Origin of the sequence: Amycolatopsis sp. NBC_01286 (assembly GCF_035982555.1) — a bacterium.
GTDB lineage: Bacteria > Actinomycetota > Actinomycetes > Mycobacteriales > Pseudonocardiaceae > Amycolatopsis.
The window spans coordinates 8,440,097-8,464,776 of record NZ_CP108428.1 but is presented as its reverse complement, the minus strand read 5'-3'; the positions used below and the strand labels follow the sequence as shown (position 1 = coordinate 8,464,776).

Below are 24,680 nucleotides of genomic sequence, written 5' to 3'. Positions count from 1 at the left end.
GCGGCGAATGCTATCGTCGCGGATGCTTTCGAAAGAGGCCTCGCCGGGTGACGCCGAGGAGATCGCCGGACCCCTCACCCGCGCCGCCATCTTCCTGCTGCTGCGGATCGACTTCGGCGGCGAGGACGTCGTCAAGGACCTGCTGGCCGACCTGCCAGGGTTGCGGCGGTCCGTCGGGTTCCGGTCGCTGACCGGCGGCCTCTCCTGCCTGGCCGGGATCGGCTCCGCCGCCTGGGACCGGGTCTACGGCGGCCCGCGCCCGGCCGAGCTGCACGAGCTGCCCGTGTTCAAGGGCGAGCGCCACGAAAGCGTGACGAGTGACGCCGACCTCCTGTTCCACTTCCGCGCGGACCGGATGGACCTGTGCTTCGAGCTGGAGACGCTGATCATGGCGCGGCTCGCCGGCGCGGTCACCGTCGTCGACGAGGTGCAGGGCTTCCGCTACTTCGACGCGCGTGACGTGCTCGGCTTCGTCGACGGCACCGAGAACCCGACCGGCCGCGCCGCCCGCGCGGCCGTGTACGTCGACGACGACGGCGGGTTCAACGGCGGCAGCTACGTCGTCGTCCAGAAATACCTGCACGACATGACGGCGTGGAACGCGCTGTCCACCGAAGAGCAGGAGCGGGTGATCGGTCGGCGCAAACTGTCCGATGTGGAGCTTTCGGACGCGGAGAAGCCGAGCGACTCCCACATCGCGCTCAACGTGATCACCGACGACGACGGCAACGAGCTGGACATCCTGCGCGACAACATGCCGTTCGGCCGCCCGGCGTACGGCGAGTTCGGCACCTACTTCATCGGCTACGCGAAGTCGCCCGTGGTGATCGAGCGGATGCTGGAGAACATGTTCGTCGGGTCGCCGCCCGGGAACCACGATCGCATCCTCGACTTCTCGACCCCGCACACCGGCGCGTTGCTGTACGTGCCGACGGCGGACTTCCTGGAGGACCCGCCCGAGCCGGAAACCGAAGCGGAAGAACCGGAAGCGGAACCCGGAACAGCCCCGGCACCCGACGACTCGCTCGGCATCGGCGGCCTCCGGGAGACCGCCGAGCCGTCAGCGGGTGTCAGTTGGTTTCGAGAGTGAGGCCGTAGCGGTCCAGCACCTCCCGCACGGGCTGGAAGAACGTGTCGCCGCCGGTCTCGCAGTCACCGGACCCGCCGGACGTCATGCCCTGGGCCTGCACCAGCTTGGTGCCGGACCCCGCGGCGGGACGGCTGACGAACGAGCCGCCCGAGTCGCCGGGTTCGGCGCAGGCGTCGGTGTGCGTGAGCCCGTACACGAGGTTGCCGTCGCCGTAGTTCACGGCCTGGTCGAGCGCGATGACGCGGCCGCACTGCCAGTGGGTGGTGATGCCGGACCGGCAGATCCGGCCGCCGACCGGCACGACGTCCGTGCCGTCGATCCGCACGTCGGTGCCGTCCTCGTGGCGGTCCACCCGCGGCGGCGTCGAAACGGCGTCACTGGTCACCTTGACGGTGCCGTAGTCGTTGTCGGGGAACGACGATTTCGCGACCTTGCCGATGGGGCCGCCGACGCCGCTCACCGCGCCGCCGAGTTCCGTGCAGTGCCCGGCGGTGATGACGAAGTGGACGTCGTTGTCGTTGTAGGCGTTGAACCCGATCGAACAGGCGCCGCCGTTGAAGTAGAGGCCCTGCCCGCCGATGGCGTCCCACAGCGGCCGCGGCGCCCGGTCGACGCGCTCCACCCGCACCGGCGCGCCGCCCGCGGTGGCCCACGCGACACCGGCCGGGTCGCCGCCCACCACGCTCACGACGACCTCGTTGGCGGGCGCGTCGACGTACCAGCCGGCGACCGAGGCGGGTACGCCGGTGGCTCTGCGATCCAGCGTCGACTGGACGCCCTTCAGCTCGGACGCGCTGTGCCGCACCACTTTCGGCGTCGCCCCGGCGGCGCGGATCTGCGCCGCGCGGGCCGCGTCGGTCGTGCCGACGACCAGGCCGCCGGTGGTGTCCAGCCAGGACAGCCCGAAGGCGCTGCCGAGGGAACCGCCGAGCGTGTGCTGCGCGGCGGCCAGCGCGGCCGGGCCGGCGGCTTCCGTCAACGGCGCGGCGGCCGCCGAGGCCGGGGTGGCGAAAGCGGTGGCCGCGGCCGCGGCGCAGACGAGGGCGGCCACGGTGCGCAGGGGTCGTCGAATCACGAGAACCTCCAGGAGTCGTGAGTGCGAGAACCGCACCCGTCAATCGACGTTACGCAGTACCGGGAAAGCCGGATAGCTGCCATTTGAGTAGGTCTCGCAATTCCCCTTTCCGGCGCAACGGGCCAGGTTGCGGGCTTGTCGATCGTCACTCCTGTGAGTGATCACCGCGGTTGGTGACGCCCCTCCTGGTCCCTTCACGCGCGACAATCCGCGACATTTTTCGTGGCATTCGAGAATTGTTTCCGGGCGACGAGCCGCCGGTTTCTCACCTGATCGTGGCCGAAACCTGGGTTCGGTAGCAGCCGGGCCCGCGCAGGCTGGGGACGTCTCGAGGACAGGAGGTGGTTGCGGTGAACACGAAGGATCCGGCGCGGGCCCGGCACGAGCGCCTCGAACGGTGGCACGGGCACCCGGTGGTGCTCGCCGCCCTGGTCGTGGCTTCGGTCGCGACCGTGGCGCTGGGCGTGCTGGCCGGACTCGGGTTCGGCGGGTTCATGGCGCAGTTCCGGACCATGGCGATCGACAGCATCTTCGACGACCGCGGCGACGCGGACCCGCCGTACGTGGTCGTCTGGGGCACCCTGGGCGTTTTCGGCTGCCTCTGCACGGCCACCCTCGCCGGCGCCGCCGCGCGCCGCTACCGGGGCCGGCCGGCGAGTCCGGCGTTCCCGGCCGTCCTGGCGCTGGCGGGCGGCACCGTCGGCGCCGGGGTGTCGGCCCGCGGGTGGCTCCCGCCGCTCGCCGTCGGCACCGCCGTCGACCCGGTGTTCCACCAGGACGAGCCGTGGGGTTTCTGGGGCTGGCTCTTCTACTACGCCGACTGGTGGGTGCCGGCGCTGCTGCTCGTGGTGACCCTGCTGGTGCTCGGCCGCGCCGTGACCGGCCGCCGCCGGTACACCGGGATGGTCCGGATCGCGCGATCCCGTCCTCGCCGACTGGCTGCCGGCCCGATGAGCCCTTCGAGAATCCGGAGTACGTCGTGATCAAGCTCGTCCGCGGGTTCCTGACCGGTGCCGTCATCGGGGTGACGCTGAGCGCCTTCGTCACCGGCATCATCATCGAAAACGTCCCGTTGATCCTCACGGGCATCGGACTTCCCTTCGCCTACGGCCTTCTCCTGTTCGTCGCCGGGATGCCGCGGCGGGCGCGGGAGGCGGCGGTCGTGCCGCGCGTGGCGCTCGCGAAGATCGAGAGCCTCCGCGCCAGTGGCACGGAGACGGGTGACGTGCCGGTCCGGTTCGACCTCACGGTCGCCCCGTACGGCGAGCCGTCGTTCCGCACCAAAGCCCGCCTCGACGTCAACCTGGTCGACCTGCCCAGCTACCGGCCGGGTGACGTCCTGGTCGTCGCGTACCCGCCGGACCGCCCGTGGAAGGCCCGGATCGTCGAGCCGGACGCGGAATGGGCGCGCCGCGCGGTCGGCGCCACCCTGGCGTCCGCGCCCGAGTCCACTGTGGTCCGGAAGCCGTCGGCCGGTTCCGGGCACGGCTTCCTCGTCCTCCTCGGGATCCTGGTCGGCGTGGCCGTGATCGTCCTGCAGTTCCGCACCGAGCTGTTCGCCCCGGCGGCGGAAGCCTCCGAAGCCTCCGAAGCCTCGGAGGCCGCCGAACCCACGTCGGTCACGTCGTCCTCGGGTTCGGCCACGGTCACCGTCGACCCGGGACAGTCCCTGGCGGACGCGGGCGAGCTGCGCCGCGCCGTCGACGGCCTGGCTCAGCACGCGGACGTCACGAAGGTGCTCACCGCGGTCGTCCAGGAGCACCGCCTGTCGGTGGTGTTCGCGCCGACCGGCGTCACGGTCCCGTCGTTCGACCTGCGCGCCCTGCCCGTCGACCGCGTCCCGGCCCTGGTGGCGAAGGCCCGGAGCACCCTGGAGGTCGGCACACCGCAGACGTGGCAGGTGACGGTGATCCCGTTCGCGGGCGCGGTGACCCTCCGCATCGTGGTCACCGGCCCGGACGGCAGCGCCTCCCTCGGCGGCTGAGTCAGAAGCCGACGGCCTCGCGCAGCAACAGGATGGTGACGCGCCCGGGACCGTCCGCGTTGAGGACCAGCAGGCGGTTGATCGCGCTCGGCTGACCGTAGACCGCTTGGGCGCGGGCGCTTTCCAGCGGCAGCGCGTGCTCTTCGAGGCGCCGCAACGCCGTGGCCATGTCGGGGACCACCTTCTGCGCCCCGACGACCCAGATCGCCCGGCCCGCGCCGCCGGCGTAGGCGGGCACCTGGCTGCCGCTACCCGACGCGACCACCACGGACCCGGTCTCGGTGACCGCCGCGACGCTGCCGACCACGAAGTCGGGCGTGGCGATCAGCCGCCGGATGTCGTCGGCCCGGGTGGCGCGGTCCATCGCCAGGACCCGCGGCTTGACGGCGTCGTACCGGCCGCCGGTGTTGAGGTCCTCCTCGATGCCCGAGAGCCGGGTCGTCTCGCTGGCCGAGGTGAACACGCTCGCGCCGGCCGGGACGAGCTCGCGGACCCGGCCGCGCGCGGCGGCGACGTCGTCGAGGATCTCCACGGTGAAGCCGTGTTCCTTCAGCGCGGTGGCCGCTCGCTCCAGGCTCTCCGCGGGCGCGGCGGCGGTGAACGGGGTCATGGTTCCTCCTGCGGGGTCGTGTCACAACGAAGCCGTGGGGTTCGTCAGGACTATGACCAGGCAGCACCGCGGAATGTGAGGCGACCCGATGACCCGGCCCGACCCGATCGCGAGCGAACGGCGGCACCTGACCAGCCTCGGCTACCGGCTCCTCGGCTCGCTGGCCGACGCCGAGGACGTCGTCCAGGAGACCTTCGCCCGCTGGTACGCCCTGTCCGCGCGGGAGCGGGCCGCGATCGCGTCACCCGGCGCCTGGCTGACGACGGTCGCCGGCCGGATCTGCCTGACCCAGCTCGCGTCCGCGCGCGTGCGGCGCGAGGCGTACGTGGGGGAGTGGATCCCGGAGCCGCTGCCGGGCAGCACGGAGTGGATCGACGTGGACCCGGCGGACCGGGTCACTCTCGACGAGTCGGTCGACATGGCCTTCCTCGTCGTCCTCGAGGCGATGACCCCGGCCGAGCGCGTCGCGTTCGTCCTGCACGACGTCTACCGCTACCCGTTCGCCGAGGTGGCCGGCATCGTCGGCCGGTCGACGGCGGCGTGCCGGCAGCTGGCCTCGTCGGCGCGCCGGCGGATCCAGGCGTCGCGCCCACCGGTGGCCACCCCGACCGCCCGGCAAGCGGACCTCGTCCGGAGCTTCAAGGTGGCCTGGGAAGCCCAGGACATCGCGGCGCTGATCGGCCTGCTCGACCCCGGCGTCACGGCGACCGCCGACGGCGGCGGGCTGGCGACCGCCCGCCTCGAACCGATGTACGGCGGCGAAGCGGTCGCGCGCGCCTGCGCCGCGATCCTGGACGTGCTGCCCGGCATGACTCTCCGGGAGACCACCGTCAACGGCCGGCCCGGCCTGCTCTCCCGGCAGCACGGCGTCACCGTGACGGTGTTCGCGTTCGACGTCGAGGACGACCGGATCAAGCACATCTGGGCGGTGCGCAACCCCGAGAAGCTGCGCGCCTGGACGGCGGCCTGAGCGTCAGCGGGCCGGGGGAGCGACGGCGGCGTCGGGCCGGCCCGCGCGCCGCAACGCCTCGGCGATGAACCCGCTCGCCTTCAGCTCTTCGACGACGTCGTGCAGGAACGCGACGGTCTCGGGGCGGCGGTCCTTGCCCGTGCCGACGGCCTGCTCGATCTGCATGAACCGCTCGGGGACGACCCGGACGCCGGGGTGCGCGGCGGCGTAGGCGGTCATCGGCTGCCGGATGCCGGCCGCGGCTTCGAGGCCCTCGGTCTCGAACGTCGTGACGCCTTCGTCGCCGCGCACGACGCTCGCGTGCTCCAGCGTGCGGGAGAGGAACAGGTCGTAGGCGGAGCCCTGCTTCACGCCGATCCGGACGTCCGGCCGGTCGACGTCGGCCGGGGTGGTGAGCGCCGAGCCGCGCGGCACCACGTACACGCCCTCGATGACGACGTACGGCGCGGTGAACGCGACCTCCGTCGCGCGGGCCGGGTCGATCGCCAGGAAGCAGAGGTCGGCGGCGCCGGACGTCAAGGCGTCGAACGACTTCCGCGCCGCGTCGAAGCAGGCGAACTCCACCGGGACGCCCAGCCGCGCGGCGATCTCGCGCGCGATGTCGACCGTGACGCCGGCCGGCGCGTCCGGGGTGCCCTGGGCGAGCACGGCGTTGCCCAGGTTGATCGAGGCGCGCAGGACGCCGGTCGGGGCGAGGTCTTCGGCGATCGGCGTTCCCATGGCCGCGACCCTAGCGGCGGGCCGGATGAGATCCAGGTCACGTCCACCTCACTCGGCGCGACGCCGCCACGCCCGGCTGCCATCCTGTGCCGTCTAGGTCGAGCGTGGATGAGAGGAGCAGTCCGTGGGCATCATCGGCTGGATCGTGCTGGGGCTCATCGCCGGCGTGATCGCGAAGATCCTCATGCCGGGCAAGGACCCCGGCGGCTGCATCATCACGATCCTGCTCGGCGTCGGCGGCGCGTTCGTCGGCGGCTGGGTGGGCAAGACGCTCTTCCACACCGACCTCGGCACGTTCTTCGACCTGCGCACCTGGGGTCTCGCCGTGCTGGGCGCACTGATCATCCTGGTCGGCTACCGCCTGATCTTCGGCAGCCGCCGAGACTGAGGTGCTTGACGCGCAAAGGTGACCGCTTGCCTTCGCACATCCGGGTGCCGACCCGGCACGGCAGCGTCCGCTGCCTCGTCCACCGCCCGGCATCCGGCCCGCAGTCACCTCGCGAAGGCGTTCGCGATCGTGCGGGAAACGTGAACCGGTGTGCGAGAGTGGCCGATGTGGACGAACCGACCGCGCGTGAACCGGCTTCGGTGGCCGAGCTCGCCCAGGTGCGGGCGTGGACGGTCACCGCGTCGAAGGGCTGGTGGCTCACCGCCGAGCGCACCGTCGACGCGCACGGCAGGCGCTGGGTCGTCGGGCTGACCCCGACCGCCGGCGGGGCGACCGCGTTGATGCTCTGGTGCGACGACGTCGTGGTGTCCCACCGGCGCGGCCCCGAACGCGCGCTCTGCGGGCTCGCGGTGCGCTGGGTGACGAACCTCCTCGCGGGCCGCCCCTGGGACGCCGGGTGATCCACTAGAGTGGGTGTCAGCCTGGGGGCCGCTACGCACGAGGAGAAACCGTGGCGACCACCACCACCGAAACACCGCACTGGACGATCGGCACCGCCGGTGACATCGCCACCTTCACCCGGGTCCGGTCCGCGCCGGGCGGCCCGCGCGTGTGGAGCGGCCGGGGGCTCGCGCTGTCGGAGGCCGATCTGCCCACCTTCGGGAAGGCGCTCGGCGAGGTCATGAAGCTGCCGGTCTACTGGTCGGCGCGGGCCCGGGCCGAGGATCGCTCGGCAGGCGAGCAGGACGTGTGGTCGGCGCCGCGGCACGACCCCGACGACGGTTTCGTCCACATCGCGGGCCCGTGTCACCTGCCGGCGGAGCAGCCCGAAGCGGCTTTCACCCTGAGCTTGGTGCACGTCCGCGGGCTACGCGTCCGGATCGCGGCGTACCTGCGCGATCGGGAGCTGTGACCTAGAAGGCCTGCTTGGCGAGCAGCCGGAACATCAGCCCGGCGACGAGGAGCAGCAGGCCGAGCAGGAAGAGCACGCCGATGCCGAGGACCAGCCCGCTCGCGCCGAGGGTGATGCCGATGATGACCACGAACCGCTCCTTCTTCGCGGGACGCGTCCCGCGTCCGGCCGGAGGCTGGCTACCCTCCCCGTGACCCGGTAAAACCCGCGTCCCCCACGTGGGTGACGGCGATCGGTGATCCGGCGGGGTCCGGGGCTCGCTAGGCTCCCCGCCATGCCGAAGCTGGGACGTCTCCGGAGCCGGTGGGCGGGGGTCTCGCTCGAGGTCCGGGACCGGGGCCTCGCGGTGGTCGTCACGGCCGCCGCGTTCGTGCCCGGGCTCGCCGTGCTCGGCGCCCAGTTCGGCGATCTGCCGCGGCACGACGGCGGGTTCCTCGCGGTCGTGCTGGTGCTCGGGCAGACGCTCCCGCTGGCCGTGCGGACCCGCTGGCCCGCTGCGGCTTTTGCCGTGACCGCGGTCTGTTTCGCCGCGCACGAGGTGCTCGCGTACCCCACCACCGTCGGCAGCCTCGCCCTGTACTTCGCGCTCTACTCCGCGGGAGCGCACGAAGAGCGGTTCCGCCGGGCGCTGGTCTCGGCGGCGTCGGCCGGGTACGTCGTCTTCGCGGGCCTGCTAGCGCTTCGCGGGTCGCCGTCGGGGCTGCTCGACTACGTCGTCTACTTCGTGGTGCTGACGCTGTTCTGGCTGCTGGGCGCCCTGGTGCGGCAACGTCGGCGGCAGGAAGCCGAACGGCGGCGGCTCACCGCCCGCGCCGCCGCGGCCGAGGAACGCGCCCGGCTGGCCCGTGAGCTGCACGACGTCGTCACCCACCACGTGACCGCCATGGTGGTGCAGGCCGACGCCGCCCGGTACCTGCCACCCGAGCGCGTCCCCGAAGTGCTCACCACCATCACCGGCTCCGGCCGCGACGCCCTCACCGAGCTGCGGTTCCTGCTGGGCGTCCTCGAAGCCACCGGCGCGCGCACGCCGGGCCTGGGCGCGCTGCGCGCCCTCGTCGAGCAGCCGGGACGGGTGGTCGAGCTCGTCGAAGAGGGCGAACGCCCGGCGCTGCCTCCGGAAACGGAGCTCACGGCGTACCGGATCGTGCAGGAGGCGCTGACCAACGCGGCCAAGTACGCCGCCGGCCGGCCCGCGGCGGTGCGCGTCGGCTACCGCGCCGACCTCCTCGAAATCGAGGTGACCACCGAAGGCCCGGCGACGGCGGCCGGAGCCCTCGGGTCCGGCGGCCGCGGGCTGGCCGGGCTGCGGGACCGCGTCGACGCGCTCGGCGGCCGGTTCACCGCGGGCCCGTCGGGTGATGGGTTCCGCGTCAGCGCCCAGATCCCCACGGCCGAAACCCCCAGGAGCGACGGATGACCGACGGCCCGATCCGCGTCCTGATCTGCGAGGACCAGGAGCTCATCCGCGCGGGGTACGTGACGGTGCTCGGTGCCCAGCCGGACCTCGACGTCGTGGGTCAGGCCGCGAACGGCCACGAGGCGCTCGCCGAGTTCGACCGGCTGCGCCCGGACGTCGTCGTGATGGACATCCAGATGCCGCTGCTGGACGGGATCGAGGTGACCCGCCGCATCGCCGGCCCCGAGGCGGCCGACCCGGCGAAGGTCCTGGTGGTCACGACGTTCAACGTCGACCGGTACGTCTACGACGCCCTGCGCGCCGGGGCGAGCGGGTTCCTGCTCAAGGACGCGCCGCTGGACGAGCTCGTCGAGGGCGTCCGCACGATCGCCCGCGGCGAGTCGCTGCTCGCGCCTTCGGTGACCCGGACGCTGATCGGCCGCTACGCCGACCGCATCCGCCCGGCCGCTCCCACCGGTGGCCCGCTGGAAGGGCTTGCCCGACGGGAGCTGGAGGTGCTGAAGCTGATCGCCAATGGCTTGTCGAACGCCGAGATCGCGGCCGAGCTGGTGCTGAGCGTGGAGACGGTGAAGACGTACGTCTCGCGGATCCTGACCAAGCTGGACCTGCGGGACCGGGTGCAGGCCGTGGTGCTGGCCTACCGGACCGGGCTGGTCAGCGCCGAGGGATGAGCTTCGCGCGGCGAAGCAGCAGCCCCGTCGTCACCAGGCAGCACAGCAGCGCGAACAGGCCGGCCTCCGGGCCGAACGAGCCGCCGGTGAGCGCGTCCGGTCCGGAAAGGACGGTGCGCAGCAGGCCGGGCTCGCTGTCGGCGCCGGAGACAGCGGTGCCGAACACGCCGCCCTGCAGCCAGTTCCAGGCGAAGTGCAGGCCGATCGGCAGCCACAGCGACCGCGTGGCGGTGTAGGCGACGGCCAGCATCGTGCCGCCTTCGACGGCGATGGCGAGGGTGCCCCAGAGCGTGGCGTTGCCGTTGATCAGGTGCGTCAGGCCGAACAGCAGCGACGAGACCACGATCGCGATGACGCTGCCCGCGCGCTGCTCCAGGATGCGGTGCAGCACCCCGCGGAACAGCAGTTCCTCGGTCACCGCGACGGAAGCCATCGACCCGGCCACGCCCAGGCAGGCCCAGAACGAGCCGCCGCTGATGTCGGCGTGGGTGAACACGATCGAGAGCAGCATGGTCGCGACGAAGGCGGCGCCGCCGATGAGCGCGCCGCGCCCGAGCCCGCCCCAGCGGCCGGCGGTGGCGAGTTCGGTGATCTCGTCCCGGTTCTCGACCCGCCGGGCCACCCATTTGTAGGCGAAGACGGCGCCGGCGGCCGCGCCGGCCCCGACCAGGAGGCGCAGGACCGGCACGCCCGCCACGAGCGCGTCCAGCCCGCGGGCCGCGATCAGCAGCACGGCGGTGGCGAGGAGCAGGACGGGGAACCGGAAGCGCCGCAGCCGGGGCTTCCGCTCGGTGGGGGTGGTCATCGGGGTTCCTCTCGCCGGACGTCTTTGTGGAGTGCGGCGAGATTACGAGCGCGACGGGTGGTGTCACATCACTCCGTGACGGACATCCGGTGTAGCTCCCGAGAGGGACAATCAGGCGGTGAACCCGCCGTCCACCGGGAGGACGACGCCGCTGAGGTGGCTCGCCCGGTCGCTGAGCAGGAACGCTGCCGTGGCGCCCGCCTCGGCTCCGGTGCCGGCCTTCCGCAACGGCGTCGCCGCGATGCGTGCTTCCACGCCGCCGGGGATGGTGCGGCGCAGCTCGTCGAGCATCGGGGACTCCGTCGGGCCGGGGGCGATCACGTTCACGCGGATGCCGAGCGGGCCGAAGTCGTGCGCGGCGGTGCGGGTCAGGCCGATGACCGCGTGCTTGGTGGCCTGGTAGGCGCCCATGCCGGAGCTGCCGCGCAGGCCGCCGATGCTGCTCACGTTGACGATCGCGCCGAACCCCTGCGCCTCCATCACCCGCACCTCTTCGCGCAGGCACAACCACGTGCCCTTGACGTTCACCGCCATGATCCGGTCGAAGTCGGCTTCCGGCACCGCGTCGAGCCGGCCGCCCTGGCCCATCGCGGCGTTGTTGTACGCGCCGTCGAGCCGGCCGAAGCGGGCGACCGTCGCGTCGACGAAGGCCGCGACGCTGTCGGCGTCCGCGACGTCTCCCGTCGTGTACGCGACGTCGTGGCCCGCCGCGTCGAGGGTTTTCGCCAGCGCCGCAAGGGGTTCCTCGGTGCGGGCGACGAGCATCACCGAAGCGCCGTCTTCGGCGAAGACGCGTGCCGCTTCGGCGCCGATGCCCGAGCTGGCGCCGACGACGAGGACGACCTTGTCCGCGAGCAGGGGGGTGCTCATGCGTTCTCCTTGGTAGCACCGCGAAGCGCAAGCATCGCCCGCGCTTCGTCCGGGGTGGCGATCTGCTTGCCTATGTCCTCGACGACGGCGCGGATCTTCCGCACCTGCTGGGCGTTGCTCTCCGCGAGCTTGCCCTTGCCGATCCACAGGCTGTCTTCGAGGCCCACGCGCACGTGCCCGCCGAGCCACGCGCTGTGCGTGCCGAACGCCAGCTGGTCGCGCCCGGCCGCGAACGCCGAGAACTGGTAGTCGTCGCCGAAGAGCTTGTCGGCGATCCGCACCATGTGCTCCAGGTTCGCGTGGTCGGCGCCGATGCCGCCGAGGACGCCGAACACGCCCTGGATCAGCAGCGGCGGCTTCGCCAGGCCCTGCTCGACGAAGTGGGCGAGCGAGTACAGGTGCCCGATGTCGTAACACTCGTACTCGAACCGGGTGCCGGCCGCGCCGAGCGTGCGCAGCGTGTGCTCGATCTTGTCGAAGGTGTTCACGAACGGGTGGGAGTAGGTGGTGAGCACGTAGGGCTTCTCCCAGTCGTGCTTCCACTCGGTGACCTTGTCGGCGATGCCCGAGTAGACGAAGTTCATCGACCCCATGTTCATCGACGCGAGCTCGGGCCGCACGTGGTGGGCCGCCGCGAGCCGCTGGTCCATGGTCATCGACGACGCGCCGCCGGTGGTGATGTTGATGACGGCGTCGGTCTCGGCGGTGATCGGCTCGAGGATCTCGTCGAAGACCGCCGGTTCGAACGCGGGCCGCCCGTCGGGGTGCCGGGCGTGCAGGTGCACGACGGCCGACCCGGCGGCGATCGCTTCGAGGGCCGCTTTGCTCACCTCGGCGGCCGACAGCGGCAGGTAAGGGCTCTGGGACGGGATGTTCACCGACCCGGTGATGGCGGTCGTGATGATGACTTTCTCCGCTGCCCGCATCAGTTCTCCTGTTCGGCGAGGGCTCGGTAAGCGTCGAGTTTGGCGTCGTCCAGCGGGCCGACCAGGGTGACGGCGACCTGCGTGGCTCCCGCGTCGTATTGCTGCCGCAACGCCTCGCGCACCTGATCCGGCTGGCCGCACGCGACGAGCGCGTCGACCAGCCGGTCGGACCCGGGCGGCGCGAGGTCGGCGCCGGTGAAGCCGAGCCGCGTCAGCTTGGCGAGCTGGTGCGGCAGCGTCAGGTAGTAGGCGAGGCGCTCGCGGGCGACGTCGCGAGCCGCTGCCCGCGAGCGGCCGATCACGGCCCACTGGACGACCGACAGGAACAGGTCCGGCCCGATCGTCCCGCGTGCCCAGCGGGTGTGCTCGGGCGTGACGAGGAAGGTGAGCAGCCCGTCGGCGCGCTCGGCGGCCAGCCGGGTGATCCCCTCCGAGTACGCGCCGAGCACCCGCGGCACCGCCCGGGGCAGGATCGCCTCGACGCCGTCGAGGTAGTCCCGCAGGAACGGCAGCGGTCCGACCCCACGTTCGCGGACCGCCCCGCTCACCCCGAGCCCGAGCACGTACCGGCCGGGGAAGCCCGCGGCGAGGTCCCGCGCCGCGGACGCCGCCGACTTCGGCACGCGTTCGAGCGCGCGGGCGACGCCGTTGCCGACGATCAGCCGTTCGGTGAACTGCAGCACGAGGGCCGCGGTCGTGAACGCCTCGCGCCCGGCGACCTCTGGGATCCAGACCATCCGGTGCCCGGCTTCTTCGAGCCCGCGGACGAACTTGATCACGCCGTCGTGGTCGAGGTCGTCCAGCTCGGCGATCGACAACGCGGTGCGCGGCAGGGAAAGGGTCATCCGTCGGCTTCCCGGAACGCCTTGACCAAGGTCCGCGCGGCGTCGGCCAGCATCGTCGTGTCGTTGCTGAGCAGGACGAAGTCGCAGCCGTCACGCACCGCCTGCGCCGCCCGCTCGGGCACGCCGCCGAACGCGAGCCCGCAGCGCTTGCCCGCGGTGTGCGCGGCCTCGATCGCCGACGCGATCAGGTCGAGCACCTCGGGCGACGACGGCGTCGAGCCCATCGACATCGACAGGTCCGCGGCGCCGACGAACACCGCGTCCACGGTGTCCAGCGCCAGGATCTCGGGCGCGGCCTTGATCGCCTCGACGCTCTCGAGCTGCGGGATGCACAGCACCTCGTCGTTGCCGGTGGCGAGGTACTCGGCGTTCGGGCGCAGGCCCCACGCCCCGGCGCGGCTGGTGCCGCCGGCGCCACGGACGCCGTGCGGCGGGAACCGGCACGCGCGCCCGACCGCGGCCGCCTGCTCGACGGTGTCGACGTGCGGCACGAGGATGCCCATGGCGCCCGCGTCGAGGATCTTCTGGATGGTCGACGCCGTCGTGTCCGGCACCCGCACGACGGGCGTGACACCCAGCGCGGCGGCCGCGTTGATCAGGCGGTACGCGGTCTGCAGGTCGAGCGGCGCGTGCTCCAGGTCGATCACGACGAAGTCGAACCCGGCGTACGCCATGATCTCGACCGGCTCGCCCGACGCGATCTTCAGCCAGGTGCCCAGGGGAGTGGTCTCGCGGGCGAACAGCCCGCCGCCGGTGCGCGCGCTCACGGCATCGGGTAGTCGTCGGCGTTGAGGACCCAGCCCGGTTTCTCCGAGAAGTCCACGCGCGGCGGGCTGAAGATGTCGATCAGCTGGTTGACGCCCGGGTCGCTCGCCTCGGAGGTGTGCACGGTCGGCGGCGGGATGACCGTGACGGACGGGCTGCCGATCCGCACGTGCTCGTCGTCGTGCCACGTCGTCCGGTCGTTGAGCCAGGGCGTGCGGATGTGGTGGACGTACTCTCCTTGCACGGCAAGGGAAAGCTGCTCGAAGTCGTCGTGGTGGTGCGGCGAGAGCTTGCGCGGGTCGCGCGGGCCGTCCTGCTCGGGCAGGAAGTTCACCATGAACGCCCGGGTGCGGAAGATGCGGCCGAACCGCTTCGGGTCCTGCGGCACCTCGGAGAGCGGGTAGAACCGGACGCGGTTGCCGCCGGCGGGTTCCGGCCACCGCTGCAGGAGCGTGACGCGCGGGTGGTTTTCGGCGTACGCACCGGCGTTCGCGGGCCGGTCGCGCCAGTCGCGTTCGGTCGCCTCGACCAGGCGGACGAGCGGGCCGTCACCCTCGACGCTGATCCGGGACGCGCCGGGCGGGGCGACGACGAGGCCGGGTTCGGCGATCCGGGTGGCGCCGTCGTCGGTGAAGAGGGTGAACGCGGGGGAGGCGCCGGTGACGACGATCGCCAGTTCGCCGGCGAGGTAGCCGTTGTCGAGGTCGTCACCGGAGTGCGCCTCTGTGTGGATCAGGATGACGTTCTGCGCGCGCACGACCTCGTTGTCGTGCAGGTCGAGGTACTGCGCGGTGGTGATCGCGGCGCCGCTGTCCGGCCGGGACGCGGTGGCCGTCGCGAGCGCGGACCGGGGATCGTCCTTTTCGTACACGGGGGAGTCCTTTCGCTCAGGCGTCGAGGTCGAGCAGGTAGGTGGGGTTGTCGCGGACCATCCGCCGCAGGTCCTTCTCCGGCACGCCGAGGTCGAGCAGCGCCTCGCCGACCCGCATCCACGCGTCGACCGGCTTGGGGTTGGCCTGCTGGCCGAAGTCCGAGGCCAGCACGATGTGCTCGGGACCGAGCTTCTCGATCCAGGTCAGCAGCTGCTTCGGGTCCCACTTCTGGGTGCCCTCGGGGTCGTACATGCCGACCTCGTGCTCGACGAACGCGCCGAGCTCGATCAGCTCGCGGCACAGCTCCGGGTCGGCGCCGATCACGAAGTCCGGGTGGCTGACGACCAGCCGCTTCATGCCGCGTTCCTTCGCCGCGGCGAAGAGCGTCTTGATGTACTCGGGGTACATGTGCCCGCCGTTGAGGACGGCCTGCTGGTCCTTGATCTCGTCGAGGATCTCGATCGCCGCGGGCTTCAGCTCGCCGTTCTCGTCGACGATGTCGATGCGCTCCAGCGTCAGCGGCACGGTGGTGGTCGGGAAGGCGCCGTCCTCGGGGTGGCAGTCGATGTGCCGGCCCGAGGAGATGGTCGGGAACCACACGACCTTGCCGCCCATCCGCAGGCACATGCGCACGGCGTGCACGTTGAGCCCGCCGACGGTGCTGTTCAGCGCGATGCCGCCGTAGACCTTCGCGGCGACGCCTTCGAGGCGCCCCTTCATCGCGAGGACGTCCATCTGGGTGTTGTGGTGGTGGGACTTCGCGACCATGGCGCGCAGCCCGATCCGGGCGCCGTCCTGCGCGGCCTCGACGTGGTCGAACCGGCGGGGGAACGGGCTGGGCCCGGAGTGGACGTGCATGTCGACCAGACCGTCCAGGACGGCGGCGATGGCGGGACGCTGGCTCATGGGCAGCCCTTCGTTCGCATTGTGAATTCGAAGTTCACTATAAGACCGCGTGTCAACCCTAAAGCCACTCTTGTGCATCGCAGGACACATGCTTACGGTGTCATTCGTTCACTTCGTGAACACGCAGTTCGGATTGCACAGATCGTCGCGATGCGTGAGCTGCGGGTAGCCAGAGCCCTCAGAACCATCGGAGGACGACGATGTCCACACCGCCCCCCGCCGTGGAGCCGCAGACGCCGGCTCGTCCCCGAGTCCCGCACGGCCCGGACAGCGCCAAGGTGCGCGCCGCCGTCCGCGGCGGGACCCTCGCCTACTTCGTCGACCAGTTCGACATCTACCTGCCGATCGTGGTGCTCGCACCGGCGACGGCGTACTTCCAGGCGGCCAACCTGAGCGCGAGCACGACGGCGCTGCTGGCGTCGCTCGTGTTCGCGTCCACGCTCATCGGCCGCCCGCTCGGCGCGATCATCTTCGGCCACTTCGCCGACACCGTCGGGCGCAAGCGCACGACGCTGGTCGCCGTCGGCGGCTTCGGGGCCATCACGCTGCTGACCGCGTGCCTGCCCGGCCACGAGACGATCGGGGTGTGGTCGGTCGGCCTGCTCATCGGCCTGCGGTTCGTCGACGGGATCTTCCTCGGCGGCGAGTACACGACCGCGGTGCCGCTCGCGATGGAGTGGAGCCCGAAGCACAAGCGCGGCCTCTACGCCTCGATCATCACGTCGACCTCGCCCGCCGCGTACGCCGTGATCGCCGCGATCACGCTCCTGATGCTGCAGCTGCTGCCCTCGGCCGGGCTGCACAGCGCCTACGTCCAGTGGGGCTGGCGGATCCCGTTCTTCGTCGGCGCGGCGCTGGCGGCCGTGCTGTTCCGCTACTACCTCAAGAACGTGCACGAGACGCCGGCGGAGCTGACCGGCGAGAAGCACAAGATGCCGTTCGTCCGGCTGCTGGTGAAGTACCCGCGGGCGCTGGCGCAGGTGTTCGTGCTGATGACCGGCACGTGGCTGGCGACCAACATGGAAGCCGCCGTGACGCCCGCGCAGCTGAAGTCGCACCTCCTGCTCTCCAGCAAGGAGGTCACGATGACGATGCTCGTCATCAACGCCGCCGCCGCGCTCTCGTACCCGCTGTTCGGGCTGCTGTCCCAGCGCATCGGGCGAAGGCGGTTCTACATCGGCTACGGCCTCGCGGTGCTGGTGATCGGCGCCGGCTCCTACACGCTGCTGATGGCGTCGGACGGCGGTTTCGGCGCGGCGCTCGGCTGGGGTGTGCTGATCGGCATCTTCACCGTCGGCACGTTCGGCCCGATCGCGGCGTACCTGACCGAGCGGTTCCCGGCGAGCATCCGCTCCACCGGCTACGGCGTCGGCTACAGCCTCGCGCTCATCGCCCCGGCGTTCTACCAGTTCTACCTGCAGCGGTTCGACGGCGTCATGCCCGCGCACCTGGCGCCCGCGGTGCTCATCGCGCTCGCCGGCGTGCTGATCAGCCTGGGCGGGTTCCTCGGCCCGGAGACCAAGGACGTCGACATGGGCGACGACAGCACGATCCCGGCACTGTCCTGATCGGACACGAGGCTGTGCTCGCCACCGCCAACCCGGTCTGGGTCGGCTCCTCCGAGCTGACCATGACCCGCGAAGGGCTCTTCGCCTGCATCGACGCGGGAGCCGGGGCGGTGGTGGCGAAGTCCGTCAACGAGAGCGCCGCCGCCCGGCGCCAGCTGGACATCGCGGACTACGCGTTCGTCTCGCCCGGCGGCGCGGTCCGGCCGCCGGGCGAAGCGCGTCTCGGCGACGGACTGCTCAACCGTTCCGGCCTCGCCCAGGTGGAGCTGGACGACTGGCTCTCGATCCTGTCCGACGCGGTCGCGTACGGCGCCCCGCGAGGCTGTCCGGTCATCGGCAGCATCACCCTCGGCGAACCCGCCGCGGCCGCGCGCATCGGGCGTTCCCTGGCGTCGGTGGTGCCCGCGGTCGAGCTGAACATCGGCGCCCCGCACGGCCGTGAGGCGTCCGCGGTGCGTCAGCTGACCGAGGCGGACGCGGTGGGCGAAGCCGTCCGGACCGTGCGGGACGCCGTCGACGTGCCGCTGTTCGTCAAGCTGCCCGGCCAGGCGTCCGACGTCGTCGCGCTCGCCCGCGCGGCCCGCTCGGCGGGCGCCGACGCGATCGGCCTGGTCGGCCGCTACCCGGGCTTCCTGCCCGACCTCGACGGCGGCGCGGTCCTCGGCTCCTGGGGCGCGTGGAGCGCGCCCGGGTGCCTGCCGATGAGCCTGTACTGGGTCGGCAAAACGCGCCTGGCCCTGGGCGCGGACGTGCCGCTGATCGGCACCAACGGCGCCCGCACCGCCGACGACGTCCGGCGGTTCCTCGCCTCGGGCGCGTCGGCCGTCGAGGTCGTCACGGCGTTGTGGATCGAGGGTCCCGGGGTGATCGCGAAGCTGGTCGCCGGGCTCGAAGACCTGGACCTGGCGACGTTCGTGGGCAGCGCGCTGGCCGGGGCGCGGGAGTACGCCCAGATCCCGCCGCTGCCGTCGCCGGCCTGGTTGCCCTACACCGCGCGGCTGAGGTCGTCCGGGCGGTAGTGGCCGCCCAGCTCGTGGGTCAGCTCGCGCGCCGCGTCGGCGATGACCCGCAGCTCGGGCGCGTCGTCCGACATCGAGAGCGTGTTGTCCGGGCCGACGATGGCGATGGTGGCGCAGATGCCGTACTCGTCGAACACCGGCGCGGCCACCGCGACGACGCCCGGTGTGCTCATCGCGGAACAGTGGCCCACTTCGCGAACGCGTTCGACGTCTTCGCGCAGCTCGTCGCGCGCCGAACCGGACAGGTTGGCCATCAGGCGTTCCATCGACAGCTGGTCGGCGTGGTAGGCCAGGAACACCTTGCTCTGCGCCGTGTCCAGCGGCAGGTGGCTGCCGACGCGCACCGACACGACGACGATCGTCGAGACGTTCTCCTCGACCCGGGAGACCACCGGGCCGGTGAGGCCCCACAGGCTGAGCACGACGCTGGTCTGGGTGGCGCGCGAGAGCGCCTGCATGTGCCGCGGGGCGAGGTTGACGACGCGGCGGTGGCCGATGGCGAACGCGCCCAGCTGCAGCAGCAGGCCACCGGGGACGTACCCGCCCTCGGCGCTGCGTTCGAGCAGGCCGGCCGCGACCAGGGACGTGCAGTACCGGTACGCGGTGGTGCGGTTCAGGCCGAGCCGTTCGGCGATCTCGCCGGCCGTCACCTCCGGCGTGGCCGGGTCGAACAACGCCAGGATCTGGCTGACGCGGCTCACCGCCTGGATGTCCGCCTGATCGGCGCGCGTGGCCTCCGGCGACCGGGTCGGTTTGGTCACGGGGAGCCTCCGGCGAGCGGTGATCGAGGGCGTGAAAAGGATGTTCACTTCGTGAACACGTCCGTAGGCTACCCGACCCGGGCCCCGTTCACGGGCACCCTCGTAAGGGTGAAAACGCCGCGTCCGGCCGGGCACGGCACCCGGCCGCGCCGGAGACTGGCGGTCCGGTGTTTTCCGGTGCCGGGGACGGGGTAGAGACGGACATGGCTACTTCCACCACACCGCGGGTCAGGGGCTGACCGCATGGCCGACATCACCAGCCTCATCCTCGACGACCACGACTGGTTCCGGCGGCAGTTCGCCCGCATGGACGACATCTCCGACGCCGGTGAGCTGGCGGCGGTCTGGCAACCGCTGGCCGACCTGCTCGACGTGCACGCGCGGGCGGAGGAGGAGATCTTCTACCCGCACCTGCTCCGCCGCGGCGAAGACGCGAAGGAGGAGACGCTCGACGCGATCGGCGACCACAACGACATCCGCGACGGCGTCCACGAGGCCGCGTTGCACCCCGTCGGCAGCACCGCTTGGCTCGACGCCGTCCGGAAGGCCAGGATGGCGAACAGCGAGCACATGGCCGAGGAGGAGGACGAGGGTTTGGCCGACTTCCGGCGTCACGCCGACCGCGGTCTGCGCGAAGAGCTCGGCCGCAAGTTCGTCGAGTTCAAGCGGCAGCACGAGGGTGCGCGCGATCTCGACGTCAGCGACATCGACCCGGAAGAGTACGTCGAAGCGGAACTCGGTACCGGGCCCGGCGACGGCTCACTCGGTATCGGCAGCCTCAAGGAACGGGATTGAACATGAACCACCTGATGCGCGGTCTGGCCCCGATCTCGGACGCGGGGTGGAAGGAGGTCGACGCCGAGGCGAAGGAACGGCTGCACACCCACCTCGCCGCCCGGCGCCTGGTCGACGTCGCCGGTCCGCACGGCTGGCAGTACTCCGCCACCGACCTGGGCCGGACCACTTCGCTCAAGGGGTCCTCCCTGCCCGACGGTGAGGAAGGCGTCCTCGTGCGGCAGCGCCGGGTGCTGCCGCTGGCCGAGGTCCGCGTCCCGTTCACCGTGTCCCGCACGGAGCTGGACGACGCCGAGCGCGGCGCCGACGACCTGGAGTTCGACGACCTCGACCGCGCGGCGAAGCAGATCGCGATGGTCGAGAACCGCGCGGTGTTCCACGGCTGGGCGGCGGCGGGGATGACCGGCATCGCCGAGACGTGCCCGTACGACCGGCCGGCGCTGGGGGAGAACGCCGAGGCGTACCCCGGCGTGATCGCCCGGGCGGTGGACACGCTGCGCCGCGCGGGCATCGACGGCCCGTACGGCCTCGCGATCGGCCCGGCGGGCTACACCCGGATCGTGGAGAGCACCGAGCACGGCGGCCAGCTGGTCTTCGACCACGTCCGCCGCGTCCTCGGCGGCGGCAAGATCGTCCGCGCCCCCGGCCTGGACGGCGCGATGGTCCTGAGCCTCGCCGGCGGCGACTTCTTCCTGGAGCTGGGCCAGGACCTCGCGGTCGGCTACAGCCACCACGACGCCGAGAGCGTGACGCTGTACCTGGAGGAGAGCTTCAGCTTCCGGGTCTCGGAACCGGACGCCGCGATCACCCTCACGGCCTGAGCGCGTGAGCCGGTCCGTCCTCAGTGGACGGACCGGCTACACCGCCGCGAGCTTGGCGGGGTTCATCATCCAGAAGACCTGGTCGATGCCCTCGGCCGAGGCCGCGACGGTCAGGACCGCGAACGCGACGCCGGCACGCCGCAGGACCACCGCGTCCAGGCCGTTGACGACCACCGGCGCCACCTCGACACCCACCCAGAAGCGCTCCGCGAACGCACGGACGTACTTCGCCACCGTCGTCGCGCCGTGGACCGGGACGCGCGACGCGCGGGCGACGCCGCCGCCGTCGGAGCAGCTCACCACGTCCGCCGCGAACAGGTCCTCCAACGCCGCCAGGTCGCCCGCCTGGGCCGCGGCGACGAACGCCGTCAGCAGGCGCCGCTGCTCGGGGGCGCTCGCCGGGGCGCGGCGGCCGGCCGCGAGGTGCTTGCGGGCGCGGCTGACCAGCTGGCGGGCCGTGGGTTCCGTCGTCCGGACGATCTCGGCGATCTGCCGGTACGGGTAGTCGAACGCTTCGCGCAGCACGTACGCCGCGCGCTCGGTCGGCGTCAGGCTTTCCAGCAGCACCAGGACCGCGAGTTCCAGCGCCGCGGCGCGTTCGGCACCGAGCTGCGGGTCGGCCGAGGTGTCCACCGGCTCCGGCAGCCACGGCCCGACGTAGGTCTCGTGCCGCGCGCGGGCGGTCTTGCCCGCGTTGATGGCCAGCCGCGTGGTCGTCGTGGCGAGGTAGGCGGCCGGATTGGTGACGGCCGACCGGTCGCAGGTCTGCCACCGCAGCCAGACCTCCTGCAGCAGGTCTTCGGCGTCGGCCACGCCGCCCAGCATCCGGTAGGCGATGCCGAACAACCGCGGCCGGACCTCGGCGAAGACGGCGGCCGCGTCGTCCAGGTCGGCGGTCACGTCCATGAATCCCCTTCGCCACACCGTTTCGGGCCTGGCCCTGAGCCTAGCGGTGGCCGCGGTGTGAGGCAGGTCGCTGTCACGTTCCGGCGGGCTGTCTTGTCTTCCCTGACGAACACCACCGACGAAAGGAACACCATGAAGATCGTCGTCATCGGCGGTACCGGACTCATCGGCTCGACCGTCGTGGCCCGGCTGGGGGAGCACGGCCACCAGGCGGTGCCCGCCGCGCCCAGCACCGGCGTGGACACGATCACGGGCGAAGGGCTGAAGGAAGTGCTCCAGGGCGCGGACGTCCTGGTCGACGTGTCGAATTCGCCGTCGTTCGCGGACGACGACGTCATGGCGTTCTTCCGCACCGCGACCGGGAACCTCGTCGGCGCCGCCGAAGAAGCCGGGGTCGGGCACTACGTCGCGCTCTCCGTGGTCGGCTCGGAGCGGCTGCCCGAGTCCGGCTACCTGCGGGCGAAAGTCGCGCAGGAAGCGCTGATCGAGGACGCCGGCCTGCCTTACACGATCGTGCGCGCGACCCAGTTCTTCGAGTTCGCCGGCGGCATCGCGGACACCGCGACGACGGACGGCGTCGTGCGCCTGCCCAGCGGCGGGGTCCAGCCGATCGCGGCCGCCGAGGTGGCCGCGGCGGTCGGCCGGGCCGCGGCCGGCGCGCCGGTCGGCGGCACGATCGAGATCGGCGGTCCGGAGGTGTTCGGCCTCGACGAGTGGGTCCGCACGGTGCTGGCCGCGCGGTCCGACGCGCGCGAGGTCGTCTCCGACCCGCGGGCACGCTATTTCGGGACGCTGCTGGAGAAGGACAGCCTCCTGCCGGGGCCGGGCGCGCAGGTCGCGGAGACCCGGCTGGCGGAGTGGCTGGCCCGATGACGCGGGTGATCGGCTCCGGCGGCGCGGGCCGCACCGACGCCGCACTGTCTACTGTGGACGCCGAGGACGCGTGGCGGCGGCACGCGGCATGGAGCACCTGAATGGTGAGCCACCGGCGCCCCGCGTTCGCGAGTGACCTCGACCCCGGCCGGGAAGCCGGTCGGGTGAGGTGTCCCGGGTGGACGCGCGGCGTCCACCCGGGGCCGGCCTACTTCTGGTAGGTCAGGCAGTTCGCCGTGCCGCCGCCGGCGCCGATCCGGACGCTCGAGGCGGTGCACTCCAGCGCCGCGTTGTGCCGGCAGTCCGCGCGGGAGCAGGCGCCGACCTGCGCGGTGACGCGGTCGAGGCCGCCCTTGGTGTTCAGCGGCACGAAGGTGCCGCAGTCGGCCGAGCCGTTGTCGCCGCCGACGGTGATGGCGAAGGCGTGGCAGCCGTCGTCGTTGTAGGAACAGCCGCTGACGGTGCACTCGTGGACGGCAGGCATTTCGGTCGTCGTCATACCGGGCTCCCGGGTTTCGTGGTGGTGGTGGGCGTTCGGGCGCGTCCGACGCTGCCACCGGCTCCGGAACCCGGCAATCCGGATGGTGATCTTTCACTCGGCTTCCCGCCCCGGTCGGGTGATCGAGGCGCGAAGACCCCCGCCGCGTCGACAAAGCGCTTCGGGTGAAGCCGCCGGTCAGCGCACGCGGTCGTAGATCACGGCGGTTTCGCCCAGCGCCCCGGCTTCGTGGCGGGCGAGCGTCCATTTGCTCGCGGGCAGGCCGTCCTCGAACAGGCGGCCGCCGCCACCGGTGATCTCGGGGCAGATCAGCAGGTAGAGCCGGTCGATCAGGTCCGCCGCGAGGAGCGGCTTGATGACGCTCGCGCTGCTGTTGACGAGGATCTCGCCCGCGCCGGTGGTCTTGAGGTCGGTGACGACGTCGGCCGCGGGGGCGTTCACGACGCGGGCGCGTTCCCACGGCGCCTCGGTCAGGGTGGTCGACAGGACGACCTTCTCCGTGTCGACGAGCCACTTCGCGTAGCCGCGGTCGCGCGGGTCGGCGTTCTCGTCCCCGGCGACCGACGGCCAGAAGCCGAGGAAGCCTTCGGCGTTGTTGCGGCCGAGCACCGCCGTCGTCGCGTTCTCCCAGATGCGCGTCATGTGGTCCCGGGCGACGTCGGTGGTCACGTACGGGGCGATGGCGCCGAAGTCGGCGGGGCCGGCGGGGCCGTTGTAGTGCCCGTCGAGGGTGAGGGCGATGTTCGCGGTGACCTTGCGGCCGGTCGTGCTGGTCATGAGCGTGGTCCTTCTTGTCGGGTGAGTGTGGCGGTGAGGTGGTCGAGCACCTGGCCCCAGCCGGTTTCGATCCCGGCGACGAACGCGGCGGCCTCGACGGTCGTTTCGGTGATGCGCAGGCCGAGCCGCAGGCGGGTGCCGCCCGGATCCGCGGTCAGCGTCAGGTCGTAGTGGCCGGTGAAGGAGACCTGCCCGGTCGCGTCGAGCACCGAGAGCTCGAACGCGAGGTGCCCGGGTCCGTCGGCGGCGTGGACCCGTCCTTCGGAGCGGTAGTGCCCCTCGGCGTCGCGGTAGTCGAGCACGACGCGCCCGCCGGGTGCCGGCTCGAGGACGCACTCGGTGATCGTCAGCGACGGCGGCGCCCACCACGACGCGAGCAGGTCCGGGTCGACCCAGTGCCGCCAGACGACGTCCGGGGCCGCCGGCAGGACGCGGTCGAAGGAGAAGGTGCGCCCGTCCGCCCACCGCCGCCGGTCCGCGGCGGCGGTCTCCGCCTCGATCGCGGCTTGGTAGCGCGCCAGGACGTCCCGGGTGCCGGCGTGCGCCTCGATGGCGCCGACCAGTTCCCGCAGCCGCGTTTCGAGGGCGGCGAGCGGGCCCGCTTCGAGCGCGTAGACCCGGCGCTGCCCGAGCGGAGCCATGGTGACGAGGCCGGCGCGGGCGAGGGTCTGCAGGTGCTTGGTGGTCTGCGGTTGCCGCAGGCCGGTGCTCTCGGCCAGCTCGCCGACGGACCGCGGCCGCTCCGCGAGGAGCTCCACGATGCGCCACCGCGCTCCGTCTCCCAGTGCTGCCGCGATCTCGTCCATGGCCTGAAGTATTCACTGAAAGGAATAT

Annotated in this window: 30 protein-coding genes; 14 read left to right on the top strand and 16 right to left on the bottom strand. The window is 72.1% G+C overall.

Features of this window, described 5'->3' with window-relative positions; translation table 11 throughout:
• The first annotated feature begins 22 nt into the window (after positions 1-22).
• Positions 23-1,090 (top strand): Dyp-type peroxidase, encoded by a 1,068-nt coding sequence (locus OG570_RS38645; protein WP_326953767.1) that lies wholly within the window; start codon positions 23-25, stop codon positions 1,088-1,090.
• Here the strand turns inward: OG570_RS38645 and OG570_RS38640 are convergent.
• A complete protein-coding gene (locus tag OG570_RS38640) occupies positions 1,071-2,165 on the bottom strand; it encodes a S1 family peptidase (RefSeq protein ID WP_326953766.1) in 1,095 nt (364 codons plus the stop codon). The genes OG570_RS38645 and OG570_RS38640 overlap by 20 nt on opposite strands.
• A 350-nt stretch (positions 2,166-2,515) precedes the next feature.
• On the opposite strand from OG570_RS38640, the gene OG570_RS38635 reads away from it, so the two are divergent.
• Positions 2,516-3,148 (top strand): hypothetical protein, encoded by a 633-nt coding sequence (locus OG570_RS38635; protein ID WP_326953765.1) that lies wholly within the window; start codon positions 2,516-2,518, stop codon positions 3,146-3,148.
• Entirely contained in the window at positions 3,145-4,149 is a 1,005-nt protein-coding gene (locus OG570_RS38630) for a hypothetical protein (RefSeq protein WP_326953764.1), read from the top strand. The genes OG570_RS38635 and OG570_RS38630 overlap by 4 nt, the downstream gene beginning before the upstream one ends.
• 1 nt (position 4,150) lies before the next feature.
• Here OG570_RS38630 and OG570_RS38625 read toward each other — a convergent pair whose 3' ends face one another.
• Positions 4,151-4,759 (bottom strand): LUD domain-containing protein, encoded by a 609-nt coding sequence (locus tag OG570_RS38625; protein WP_326953763.1) that lies wholly within the window; start codon positions 4,757-4,759, stop codon positions 4,151-4,153.
• Between the two features lie 88 nt (positions 4,760-4,847).
• Between OG570_RS38625 and sigJ the strand changes: the two genes are divergently transcribed.
• Positions 4,848-5,729 (top strand): RNA polymerase sigma factor SigJ, encoded by an 882-nt coding sequence (gene sigJ, locus OG570_RS38620; RefSeq protein ID WP_326953762.1) that lies wholly within the window; start codon positions 4,848-4,850, stop codon positions 5,727-5,729.
• 3 nt (positions 5,730-5,732) lie between these two features.
• Here sigJ and OG570_RS38615 read toward each other — a convergent pair whose 3' ends face one another.
• Positions 5,733-6,449: a transporter substrate-binding domain-containing protein gene (locus tag OG570_RS38615; RefSeq protein ID WP_326953761.1), complete on the bottom strand. Its 717-nt coding sequence runs from the start codon at positions 6,447-6,449 to the stop codon at positions 5,733-5,735.
• A 124-nt stretch (positions 6,450-6,573) separates the two neighbouring features.
• On the opposite strand from OG570_RS38615, the gene OG570_RS38610 reads away from it, so the two are divergent.
• The 3 genes from OG570_RS38610 to OG570_RS38600 all read left to right on the top strand — a co-directional run bounded on the left by OG570_RS38610 (position 6,574) and on the right by OG570_RS38600 (position 7,750).
• Positions 6,574-6,837 carry a GlsB/YeaQ/YmgE family stress response membrane protein gene (locus tag OG570_RS38610; RefSeq protein ID WP_247051260.1) on the top strand — a complete coding sequence of 88 codons (264 nt, stop codon included), beginning with the start codon at positions 6,574-6,576 and terminating at the stop codon, positions 6,835-6,837.
• A 167-nt stretch (positions 6,838-7,004) separates the two neighbouring features.
• Positions 7,005-7,298 (top strand): hypothetical protein, encoded by a 294-nt coding sequence (locus tag OG570_RS38605; protein ID WP_326949074.1) that lies wholly within the window; start codon positions 7,005-7,007, stop codon positions 7,296-7,298.
• A gap of 50 nt (positions 7,299-7,348) precedes the next feature.
• The gene (locus OG570_RS38600; RefSeq protein ID WP_326953760.1) at positions 7,349-7,750 is read left to right on the top strand and encodes a hypothetical protein; all 402 of its coding nucleotides are present in this window, start codon (positions 7,349-7,351) and stop codon (positions 7,748-7,750) included.
• Position 7,751: 1 nt separating this feature from the next.
• On the opposite strand, the gene OG570_RS38595 is transcribed toward OG570_RS38600, so the two are convergent.
• Entirely contained in the window at positions 7,752-7,880 is a 129-nt protein-coding gene (locus OG570_RS38595) for a hypothetical protein (protein ID WP_326949076.1), read from the bottom strand.
• A 144-nt stretch (positions 7,881-8,024) separates the two neighbouring features.
• Between OG570_RS38595 and OG570_RS38590 the strand changes: the two genes are divergently transcribed.
• Together OG570_RS38590 and OG570_RS38585 are read left to right on the top strand one after the other, a co-directional pair.
• Positions 8,025-9,167: a sensor histidine kinase gene (locus tag OG570_RS38590; RefSeq protein WP_326953759.1), complete on the top strand. Its 1,143-nt coding sequence runs from the start codon at positions 8,025-8,027 to the stop codon at positions 9,165-9,167.
• On the top strand, positions 9,164-9,838 hold the full coding sequence (locus OG570_RS38585; RefSeq protein ID WP_326949078.1) for a response regulator transcription factor: 675 nt from the start codon (positions 9,164-9,166) through the stop codon (positions 9,836-9,838). Before OG570_RS38590 ends, OG570_RS38585 begins: the two co-directional genes overlap by 4 nt.
• Here the strand turns inward: OG570_RS38585 and OG570_RS38580 are convergent.
• The 7 genes from OG570_RS38580 to OG570_RS38550 form a co-directional block, all read right to left on the bottom strand.
• A complete protein-coding gene (locus tag OG570_RS38580; RefSeq protein ID WP_326953758.1) occupies positions 9,822-10,643 on the bottom strand; it encodes a CPBP family intramembrane glutamic endopeptidase in 822 nt (273 codons plus the stop codon). The two genes, OG570_RS38585 and OG570_RS38580, sit on opposite strands and share 17 nt — an antisense overlap.
• 111 nt (positions 10,644-10,754) lie before the next feature.
• Entirely contained in the window at positions 10,755-11,513 is a 759-nt protein-coding gene (locus tag OG570_RS38575) for an SDR family NAD(P)-dependent oxidoreductase (protein ID WP_326949080.1), read from the bottom strand.
• Positions 11,510-12,439 (bottom strand): 3-keto-5-aminohexanoate cleavage protein, encoded by a 930-nt coding sequence (locus OG570_RS38570; RefSeq protein ID WP_326953757.1) that lies wholly within the window; start codon positions 12,437-12,439, stop codon positions 11,510-11,512. The genes OG570_RS38575 and OG570_RS38570 overlap by 4 nt, the downstream gene beginning before the upstream one ends.
• A complete protein-coding gene (locus OG570_RS38565; protein ID WP_326953756.1) occupies positions 12,439-13,284 on the bottom strand; it encodes an LLM class flavin-dependent oxidoreductase in 846 nt (281 codons plus the stop codon). Before OG570_RS38565 ends, OG570_RS38570 begins: the two co-directional genes overlap by 1 nt.
• Complete coding sequence (locus OG570_RS38560) at positions 13,281-14,051, bottom strand: HpcH/HpaI aldolase family protein (RefSeq protein ID WP_326949083.1); 771 nt, start codon at positions 14,049-14,051, stop codon at positions 13,281-13,283. The genes OG570_RS38565 and OG570_RS38560 overlap by 4 nt, the downstream gene beginning before the upstream one ends.
• Entirely contained in the window at positions 14,048-14,920 is an 873-nt protein-coding gene (locus tag OG570_RS38555; protein ID WP_326949084.1) for a hypothetical protein, read from the bottom strand. Before OG570_RS38555 ends, OG570_RS38560 begins: the two co-directional genes overlap by 4 nt.
• A 16-nt stretch (positions 14,921-14,936) precedes the next feature.
• Complete coding sequence (locus OG570_RS38550) at positions 14,937-15,827, bottom strand: DUF6282 family protein (protein ID WP_326949085.1); 891 nt, start codon at positions 15,825-15,827, stop codon at positions 14,937-14,939.
• A gap of 200 nt (positions 15,828-16,027) precedes the next feature.
• Here OG570_RS38550 and OG570_RS38545 point away from each other — a divergent pair, with 200 nt between their 5' ends.
• The gene (locus tag OG570_RS38545) at positions 16,028-17,395 is read left to right on the top strand and encodes an MFS transporter (RefSeq protein WP_326953755.1); all 1,368 of its coding nucleotides are present in this window, start codon (positions 16,028-16,030) and stop codon (positions 17,393-17,395) included.
• A 14-nt stretch (positions 17,396-17,409) separates the two neighbouring features.
• Positions 17,410-18,414, top strand: a complete 1,005-nt coding sequence (locus OG570_RS38540) for a dihydroorotate dehydrogenase (protein ID WP_326953754.1) — start codon at positions 17,410-17,412, stop codon at positions 18,412-18,414.
• Here OG570_RS38540 and OG570_RS38535 read toward each other — a convergent pair.
• On the bottom strand, positions 18,381-19,175 hold the full coding sequence (locus OG570_RS38535) for an IclR family transcriptional regulator (RefSeq protein ID WP_326949088.1): 795 nt from the start codon (positions 19,173-19,175) through the stop codon (positions 18,381-18,383). The two genes, OG570_RS38540 and OG570_RS38535, sit on opposite strands and share 34 nt — an antisense overlap.
• A gap of 243 nt (positions 19,176-19,418) precedes the next feature.
• Between OG570_RS38535 and OG570_RS38530 the strand changes: the two genes are divergently transcribed.
• Positions 19,419-19,970 (top strand): hemerythrin domain-containing protein, encoded by a 552-nt coding sequence (locus OG570_RS38530; protein WP_326953753.1) that lies wholly within the window; start codon positions 19,419-19,421, stop codon positions 19,968-19,970.
• Positions 19,971-19,972: 2 nt separating this feature from the next.
• Entirely contained in the window at positions 19,973-20,791 is an 819-nt protein-coding gene (locus OG570_RS38525; RefSeq protein ID WP_326953752.1) for a family 1 encapsulin nanocompartment shell protein, read from the top strand.
• Positions 20,792-20,827: 36 nt separating this feature from the next.
• Here OG570_RS38525 and OG570_RS38520 read toward each other — a convergent pair whose 3' ends face one another.
• Complete coding sequence (locus OG570_RS38520) at positions 20,828-21,697, bottom strand: RNA polymerase sigma-70 factor (protein ID WP_326953751.1); 870 nt, start codon at positions 21,695-21,697, stop codon at positions 20,828-20,830.
• 132 nt (positions 21,698-21,829) lie between these two features.
• On the opposite strand from OG570_RS38520, the gene OG570_RS38515 reads away from it, so the two are divergent.
• Entirely contained in the window at positions 21,830-22,570 is a 741-nt protein-coding gene (locus tag OG570_RS38515; protein WP_326953750.1) for an SDR family oxidoreductase, read from the top strand.
• 208 nt (positions 22,571-22,778) lie between these two features.
• Here the strand turns inward: OG570_RS38515 and OG570_RS38510 are convergent, their stop codons facing one another.
• The 3 genes from OG570_RS38510 to OG570_RS38500 form a co-directional block, all read right to left on the bottom strand.
• Positions 22,779-23,069, bottom strand: a complete 291-nt coding sequence (locus OG570_RS38510) for a DUF1540 domain-containing protein (protein ID WP_247051281.1) — start codon at positions 23,067-23,069, stop codon at positions 22,779-22,781.
• Between the two features lie 177 nt (positions 23,070-23,246).
• Complete coding sequence (locus tag OG570_RS38505) at positions 23,247-23,846, bottom strand: dihydrofolate reductase family protein (RefSeq protein ID WP_326949092.1); 600 nt, start codon at positions 23,844-23,846, stop codon at positions 23,247-23,249.
• Positions 23,843-24,652 (bottom strand): metalloregulator ArsR/SmtB family transcription factor, encoded by an 810-nt coding sequence (locus tag OG570_RS38500; RefSeq protein ID WP_326953749.1) that lies wholly within the window; start codon positions 24,650-24,652, stop codon positions 23,843-23,845. The genes OG570_RS38505 and OG570_RS38500 overlap by 4 nt, the downstream gene beginning before the upstream one ends.
• Positions 24,653-24,680 lie beyond the last annotated feature (28 nt).